Annotated in this window: 1 pseudogene; it reads right to left on the minus strand. The window is 50.5% G+C overall.

Annotation, left to right across the window (positions count from 1 at the left end):
* Positions 1-567: 567 nt before the first annotated feature.
* Positions 568-1,862, minus strand: a pseudogene (locus AC0Z5Z_RS26655) (hypothetical protein); the annotation flags it as partial.

The following is a 1,862-nucleotide window of genomic DNA, read 5'->3' on the forward strand; positions in this document are numbered from 1 at the left end:
GATACAAGACAAACAATTCGTTGAAAATCGAAGACTGGATATCCATGGAAGCGCTCCCTGAGAATTTTGCCGTGCCGTGCCGTGCCGTGCCGTGCCGTGCCGTGCCGTGCATTGAATGGGATCCATCTCACTCCAGTTTGAAAAAAAGCACACCTGTCAGATCTGACAGGTACAGGCGGTATTCAGACGAGCGGTCTTGCCGGATCTTGTCCGCGCGGCAGTTGCGGAAGCGAGCCTGCTTGCGAATTTGTCGTAATGTTCGGTTGCAATGCTGACTGCTCCGACGCTTTCGCGAGCAGGCTCGCTCCCACAGGAATCTTCATTGCTTACGCGTTGATCGTTCCCACGCTCCGCGTGGGAATGCAGCCCGGGACGCTCTGCGTCCCCACCAGAGCTGGAACGCGGAGCGTCCCTCGAGGCATTCCCACGCAGAGCGTGGGAACGATCATCAATCACTGGTTAATTAAATCTGTCCCTTTTGTGCACCCGATGACGTCAGCCCAACCACCATATCCATTACTTAATAAATCGCAGTCATCGCGGCAAATCTGCATGATGTGCCAACGATTACTTATACATTCGGACGCTGTCAATTTGAAAGGCACCTACCGTCCCCAGATAACTTCCATAAATTTCTACAAGGTCAATTCCTCCTTCTTCTGTAAGTTGGAGTGAGTCCGATGTGTTGCCGGCAAGGTAATGGATTGGTATGGTTTTTATTAATGTATTGTCTCGATAAATGCGTATATGTCCAGGTGCTCTGATGCTGGAAGAGTGCATTAATAGTGTGATTCTTTTATAGCTCCTTTTAAGTTGCATGCGGCATGTTTGATTTTCGTAAATGAAGCTGCCTGATGTAAGTGCGTGACCTGTCGGGTAACCAGGTGCGAAGTGGTAATTCTTTTGGATGCTAACGGTTCCAGATATAAACATGGTCGGAGTTTCCGTTGCAGGCCCGGTAGGCAAGTCATCAAAGGTTTCTTCTACATAGTTAACGATTGTTAATTTGTGGAAATTTGATACATGGCCGTCGCTGTATTTGGATTTGGCGTGGAAGTTGTGAGCACCCAGTTGCTGGTCAAACAGTCGCAGCATCCACGTGCCATTTAACGCCTCGGCTGTGGCATCGCCTTTTGATTCAACGCTCGTACCATTATCATCAAATATTTCAACCTTCAAACCCTTGCTTGCCTTGCCCTTGAGTGTCAATGTCGTGCTTGCGGTAGTTTGGCCGCTGGGAATGTCCATACCCATATCGTCAATTATATTAGTTAGGGAGGGTATCACCAGCGCCGTTACCGTAAGCGTCCACGTGGCTGAGCTTTGTCCTGGGCCGTACTTCACCTCTGCCGTAAAACTATGTTTTTTTTCTGTCAGCCCTGTGATTTCCAGAACCCATTTGCCCGTATTGGTATCCGCTGAGGATTCTGCTACATACTCGCCATTGTCCAGAATCTGGACTTTCTCGCCCTTCGCCGCTGTGCCAGTGAGGTCCACAGCCGTTTCAACGATGACGCCTCCATGACTAATGTCATTGCCACTCGGAGAGCCTTTAACCGAATCAATCGTCGGCGCAACATCCGCTGTCACCGTAAAACTCCGCGCGTCAGAATCCACCTCACCACTGTGATACAACGATCTCGCAAATAACCGGTGCTTCCCTTCAGCAACAGTCACTTCTCGTGTCCAGATCCCCGTCAGCGGGTCGGCCGTCGCTCGCCCTTTGGCAACAGTGCTCGACCCATCATCATCGAACACCTCGATATTCAGTCCCTTACTCGCAGTCCCCGACAACGTTAAGCTAGTGCTGACCGTCCATCCCCCTTCCAGCACTTCCTCACCGTTCGAGTCCAATACCCTGT

This window comes from Pseudomonas sp. 1L-E-NC-VB-C3, assembly GCF_057291535.1.